Annotated in this window: 5 protein-coding genes and 1 pseudogene; 4 read left to right on the top strand and 2 right to left on the bottom strand. The window is 58.4% G+C overall.

Features of this window, described 5'->3' with window-relative positions; genetic code table 11:
* Positions 1–147 (bottom strand): annotated as a pseudogene (locus QCE79_RS38685) (SDR family NAD(P)-dependent oxidoreductase); the annotation flags it as partial.
* A gap of 274 nt (positions 148–421) precedes the next feature.
* On the opposite strand from QCE79_RS38685, the gene QCE79_RS38680 reads away from it, so the two are divergent.
* Together QCE79_RS38680 and QCE79_RS38675 are read left to right on the top strand one after the other, a co-directional pair.
* The gene (locus QCE79_RS38680; RefSeq protein WP_309854333.1) at positions 422–2,161 is read left to right on the top strand and encodes a site-specific integrase; all 1,740 of its coding nucleotides are present in this window, start codon (positions 422–424) and stop codon (positions 2,159–2,161) included.
* A 354-nt stretch (positions 2,162–2,515) separates the two neighbouring features.
* Positions 2,516–2,743 carry a hypothetical protein gene (locus QCE79_RS38675; protein ID WP_309854330.1) on the top strand — a complete coding sequence of 76 codons (228 nt, stop codon included), beginning with the start codon at positions 2,516–2,518 and terminating at the stop codon, positions 2,741–2,743.
* A 223-nt stretch (positions 2,744–2,966) separates the two neighbouring features.
* Here the strand turns inward: QCE79_RS38675 and QCE79_RS38670 are convergent, their stop codons facing one another.
* Positions 2,967–3,485, bottom strand: a complete 519-nt coding sequence (locus QCE79_RS38670) for a hypothetical protein (protein ID WP_309854327.1) — start codon at positions 3,483–3,485, stop codon at positions 2,967–2,969.
* 265 nt (positions 3,486–3,750) lie between these two features.
* Here QCE79_RS38670 and QCE79_RS38665 point away from each other — a divergent pair, with 265 nt between their 5' ends.
* Together QCE79_RS38665 and QCE79_RS38660 are read left to right on the top strand one after the other, a co-directional pair.
* A complete protein-coding gene (locus tag QCE79_RS38665; RefSeq protein ID WP_309854323.1) occupies positions 3,751–4,872 on the top strand; it encodes a hypothetical protein in 1,122 nt (373 codons plus the stop codon).
* 154 nt (positions 4,873–5,026) lie between these two features.
* Entirely contained in the window at positions 5,027–6,091 is a 1,065-nt protein-coding gene (locus QCE79_RS38660; protein WP_309854319.1) for a P-loop NTPase fold protein, read from the top strand.
* Positions 6,092–6,172 lie beyond the last annotated feature (81 nt).

Below are 6,172 nucleotides of genomic sequence, written 5' to 3'. Positions count from 1 at the left end.
CACGGCGAGCGCTGTCTCGTCGCGGGCGATCAACATAAGGCGCACGCCTGCCTTCGCGGCGCGCCGCGCCGTGGCTAGACCAATCCCGCTCGTCGCGCCAGTGAGAACGATCGTTTGTTAATCGAGAGGCTTCAAACGGATTTTCATGGCCGGTCCGGAAGTTGGAAGATACAAGTGCTTGCAGCATCCCTTGTTCCTTGGCTGTGCGGCTGACGGTTTGCACGTCAGCTTGCGGACTGCGTTGACGTGGCCTCTCGACCGTGACCGACCGGGACGGGTCGTAATGGTTTTTCGACGCTTCCATACCGGCCATTCCGCGTCGCAAATTAAAGCGGCAGGCCTTCGCAGACGACGTAGAACACGGCTATTTGGATAACTACCCTTATCCTAATAGTGCCGTTTTTGCTCTAAACTTGCGTTCATGAAAACGCGTCTCCGATCGTCGGTCTCGGCGGCTGTCTCCCCTGCCGACACCGCCCTGCCTGATCAGCTCGATCTGCCTGAATTCCCGACGGCCGACGAACTGGCGGCGCTGCGCGCGTGGTCCGCCGGCCTCGCCTCGCGCGAAGCCGTCCAACGCTTCCTGCCGAACGAACTGGCGAAGTCGGCCCGCGGCGTGATCGGACGCATTCGCCGCCAGCTCGTTGACCGGGCGGACCAGATCAAGCGTGCCGACCTCGCGGACGTGTTGCGTCACCCCGTTGCATCGCGCGAGCAGCACGCGCAAGCAGTGTCGCAAGCGATCGAAGTCTTGCGGCACGCACGACCGCCGTTGCCCGACATCGCCGACCCCGTCGAGCGCTGGTTCTCGCCTCGCACGGTGCGCGCGCTCCACGCGTACGACATCCTCACCCTCGCTGACTTAACCGTGCGCATTCCGCGCCGGCGTCAGTGGTGGACCGTGATTCCCGACCTGGGTGCGGCGAGCGCGAAAGCCATCGAAGCATTCTTCGCCGCCCATCCTTCGCTCACCGAGCGGGCCCGCGCGTTGATCCTGTCGGAACCGCGTGGCATCGTCGTGCCGTGGGAGTCGCTCAAACTTCCGCATCAAGTCGATGGGTCTGAAGGTACCTTCCGGGCACCGGTCGCCACCTGTACCCTCGACGCCGGCAACGACTACGACGCGATTCACGCCTGGCTCTCGCTGCACGAGTCGCCGGCGACCCGGCGCACGTACCGGAAGGAAGCCGAGCGCCTGATCCTGTGGGCGATCGTGGAGCGCGGCCGCGCGCTGTCGTCGCTCACGACCGAAGATGCAGTGGCGTACCGCGCGTTCCTGCGCCGGCCGACTCCGCACGCGCGTTGGGTGGGGCCGCTGCGCCCACGCCATTCACCCGATTGGCGTCCTTTCGCGGGCGCGTTGTCGGCGCGATCGGCGGCACACGCGATTTCCATTCTGAATGCGCTGTTCCGCTGGCTGATCGACGAACATTACGTGTTGGCGAACCCATTCTCGGGCATCAAAGTTCGCGGGGGAACGGCCGCGGCGGCGCTCGATGCGTCGCGCGCTTTTACCGATGGAGAGTGGCAGTTGATCCGGACGATCGCCGATGGGTTGGAATACGCGTACGGCTGGTCCGCGCCCGCGGCGCACCGACTGCGGTTTTTGCTTGACTTTGGCGTGGCGACTGGCCTACGGGCGGGCGAACTCGTGGGCACCACGCTCCGGCAGATCGAGACCGATCCAACCGGCCTCTATTGGCTTCGCGTCACCGGCAAAGGGCACAGAATCGGCAAAGTGGCGTTGCCGCCGCTCGCCTGGAACGCGCTGACCACTTACTTGCTCGCGCGACAGTTACCCGTTTCCCGAGAGCGCTGGAAGCTCAACACGCCGTTGATCGGCAATCTGGACTCAGACACGAATCGAGCCATTAGCGGTGTTCGCCTCTGGGCTGTGATGAAGCGGTTTTTCAAGCAAGTCGCGCAAGCGCTCGAAGTCGATCATCCGCCACTCGCCGATAAATTGCGCGCAGCGACACCGCACTGGATGCGGCATTCGCACGCGTCCCTGGCACTGTCCAATGGCGCGGAACTCACGACCGTCCGGGACAACCTCCGGCATGCATCCATTGCCACCACCTCGATTTATCTCCATTCAGATGACGTGAAGCGAGCACGGCAACTCAATGATGTATTCGGCGCAAGGTATTCGGGCGAGTAGTCGATTTCGACCAAGCGGCCGCAAAAGAAGGACGTCACATCTATATGAGCGAGGCACGGGCTACGATGTGATTTTGTGGCTTAAGGAAGCCGTCGCGCTTCGAGCGTTCCGCCCGCCGAGATTATTCGTGCAGTCAGCCAACTCTTCGGCTCGCATGAAAATGGAGGCAGGCGTGCTCGCAATCGAACGTCTCGCCAGCAAGCAATCCAACTAATCGCTGCTGCGAAATCCGGCATACCGGTTAGCGCCATTGGTGTTACTCAATGTCTATGATTGAGAGTAGAGTGGTTGCCTGCGCGCATTTGCCTGACCGGGCGTGCAAAATTGCCTGTCAGGAACAACTCCGAGAAGAACATGGGCCGCCCTGAAGGCAATGACGATGAAGCTACAGCCGTCGAGCGCGTTGCAAACGCCGCACGGGAACTGCGGTCCGCATCGGCGGCCCTTGAAGCGCATTTGAACACGAGCGTCGATACTGCGATGCGGACATTGTCGCTGGCTCGCGTCACTGCCGCGTTCAACGATTTACAGGCAGCCCGCGACGCGCTCGACCAACTTCTTGCGCGCAAGAGGCTTCACTGACCCCAGAGGTCGAGGCTGCGAATCCTGTCGTTCTTATGGCGCCTCCCTGCGTCGCCACTAAAACGGCTTTCGCGCTGTTCAATGATTCGAAACGCACCGCTTCACTTTCCTGTCTTGAGCCGGCGTGCTCCCCAAGGCATCATCTCCCTGCGTTCTTGCATGGAGCGCGGTTCATTGGCCCGCCGAAATTCAGCGGGTCTCTTTTCGCAAGTTGTCCTCGAGGCTATCGAGTTTGCGAGGCAAACGGGTTGATGGGCTGCACCTTCTTGGGGTCCTTCACCCGCTCGAGCATCTGTACCTTTCCCCATTCTGCCACCATCGACTCCAGACCCCGAACGACCTTTGATTCGAGTGCTTGAAGTCCAGAGTCGCCCTGGAGGTTCGCGCTGAACGCAGTTTGAAAGCGGTACTGGAAGTAGCCCGACACTTCAGCGATTCGCTCCGGCGCGTCGGAATCGGCGTAAATGACGGACTCGGGCGAGAACGGGTCGTAATAGACGACGTTCGGGAACTCGGTGTTGATGCAACGCGCGGCTCCTCGCTGACCAACAACGACCTGACAAGCTGTATCGAGCCTTTCATGCCTTTGGGTGTTTTGAACACCCAGATGCGTTTGGGCAATCGCCCCGCAAGTTCCACGAGCTTTGCGTTCTTCGAGCCGAAGTAGCCGACTTCGCCATTCTTCAGGTTGGTTTCGAGCTTTTGCCAGTAGTAGAAGATGTCCATTGACCAGGGCCTGCAAAAACACCGATAGATAAAATTAAGGGGAACACGTGACGACCACAATTCAAGCTGGAGTCGTCGCATTCCGAGAATGTTGTATCTTATCTTTCCGACCAACTGGACTCGTGACCACATTCGATGGACCTTGACTACGTAAAGTTGGACATCGAATGTCCGGGCTGCGGGTTTCACAACGAAATTCGATATCGAGACGCCAGGCTTCGAGATGTCGTCATTTGCCGTGGGTGCAAGGGAAATATCCGGCTCGAGGACAGCATGAACGAATGCCGGAAAGCACGACGAGAGGTGAAGGCAGCCATGGACCGACTCGTCAAGGAATTCTCTGCTCTCAATACAACCATCAACATCAAATTCTGAAGATGGATTCCCATTACCTTCAGCAGCAACGCTTCTTACTGCAGAAGCGATTCCGGCGCTTGAACTCGGTCAAGGACTATCGTTTCTTTCACAGTCAACTGGTCCAATTTTGGAATTTCCTTCATTCTGAACCTTTGTTTGAAGGGATTGTGGCGCGTCTAGATGCCGAAGGCGAGACATACGAAGAAGAGCTCGACGGAATGCTAACGGGCGATACATTGTCCGGGTTCTCGACGGAAAAAGAGCTCGCCGAGTTCTGCTTTCGCGTCGTTCAGCACTGCGCGGCGCAGCCTCTTGGCCCAAAGCATCCTGAGCTCAACATCGGTCGACTCCTCCACAATTCCAGCGAGCCAGAGGGAGCGTTGGAAGGCTTCATCGAACACTTCGTTGAGCCGCTCTATGAGTTTATTGACGAGTCCTTAGACGGACAGGCAGCAGTTCTATCGCTGCTCATCAAGTACAAGAAGCGAGCCGAATGGTTCGAGCGCGAGCGTCTGCACGCTCTTGTGCAGGACGGTGAGCGGGAGCTGGCAACGGACCTATACGCTTACCTCTTTGACCAAGGGCTCGACTTTCACATTGAGCCACAATCCGCTTCAGGAATGGCGGACCTTGTGTCCCCGGAGCTCGTTCTGGACGCGAAGATTTTTAGCGGAGAGTCAAGCCGCGGAAAGCGCAGCATCACCAGTGGCTTCAATCAGCTACTGACATACACGCGAGACTTCCACCAAGGCGTCGGGTATCTCGTCATCTATCGGATTTGCCCGGAAGACTTGCAGTTCGAATTTGCCACCAGCGACATGTTGGTCCCGTTCCTATGCGTCGGCGGGAAGACGCTTTACCTACTGGTCATCGACATCTGCGACCACAAGTCCTCTGCGTCGAAACGAGGACCATTGAAAGCGCACACCATTTCAGCTCGAGCTATGCACGAAGCCATTGCCGAAGTTGGTCTAATGGATTCGGCGGAAGCTGTTGCCAACGAAACAATACCATTGCGTGCTGGCGACGGTCCCGCAGGCTCCTGACATCCCCGAAAACGGGGTCCGAGGATTGCACGCATTGTGCGGCCGCCCGTGCACCGCGGCGGCGGGCGGTTTGTCGTAACACACTGCACGTGCGAGGTCGTTCAAATTGTGCGCCCTGTGTAGACTTTGATTTTTCTCATAGGTACTGGTGCGCATGAAGAAGAACAAACGGCAGTCGTTTGGCGATGACAGAGCGAAGAGTAATCCATGGGAGGACGACCGGCTGGGAGTTTCGCCTCTTGCTAAGCGACTGGCAAAAGTCATCTCCGCCATCGATGCGCCGAATGGTTTCGTCATCGGCGTCAACGGCGCATGGGGTGGCGGCAAGTCGACGCTCCTCAACTTCACGTGCACCTATCTGCAAAAGTACAGGGAAGAAGCCGAAGCTGAGGCGGACCGGGTTCACCATATTGATTTCCGGCCGTGGATGGCCTCTGGACACCAAGACCTCGTCGCAGCGTTCTTCAAGGTGCTTTCGGAAACGGTCGGGCCTCGGGAAAACGTGCTGAAGCGCGTTTGGCGCAGACTCGTGAGTCGCTTCGGTGGGTCAAGCGATGCCGTCTTGGATGCAATTGCGAAGCTCGCGGTTGTCGCCGATATTGGCATCTCACGAGGGGCCGCAACGGGCGTTGTGAGCATCGTCAAGCAGCCGCTGAAGCAGAAGCTCGATGAGTTCCTGAAAGAACCTTCGTTGCAGTCAGCACATCGCGAGCTCGCCAAGCTGCTCGGCGAATCGGGGAAGCGCTTTTTGGTCACAATCGATGACATTGACCGGCTCTCGAAGCCAGAAGTGATGTCCATCATGCAAATGGTTAAGACGGTTGGGCAGCTTCCCAATGTTGTCTATCTCTTGGCGTATGACCGGAGCAAGCTACACGACGCGTTCGACGAAACGGATACGGCGAGCGGGCCGCGATACGCCGAAAAGATCATTCAGCACGAAATCGAACTGCCATATCCGACCCGCAACTCGCTGCTGTGCATGCTCGATTCGGAAATAGCGTTTTTATTGAAGGCAATCCCGAGTGACATGCGCTGGGTCACGCTTCGAATGCACGGCGTGCATCGGTGGCTTCTCAAACCGCGAGATGTTCTTCTTCTCACCAACGCGTTGAAGTTTTCATGGCCAGCGCTCGAAGGCGAGATTGACCCTGGCGACTTGCTAACAATGGAGGGGTTGCGGCTATTCGAACCGGACGCCTGTTGCTTTTCGCCGTAAAGGGGCCGGGTGTTTTCGGCGCAATGGCGCCAGCGAAAGGCGCCTGATTCGGGGCTCGAACGGGGATCAAGAATCCTTGTT

Origin of the sequence: Caballeronia sp. LZ003 (genome assembly GCF_031451465.1) — a bacterium.
GTDB lineage: Bacteria > Pseudomonadota > Gammaproteobacteria > Burkholderiales > Burkholderiaceae > Caballeronia.
The sequence above is the reverse complement of the archived record's forward strand: the minus strand, read 5'-3'. Positions and strand labels throughout refer to the sequence as shown.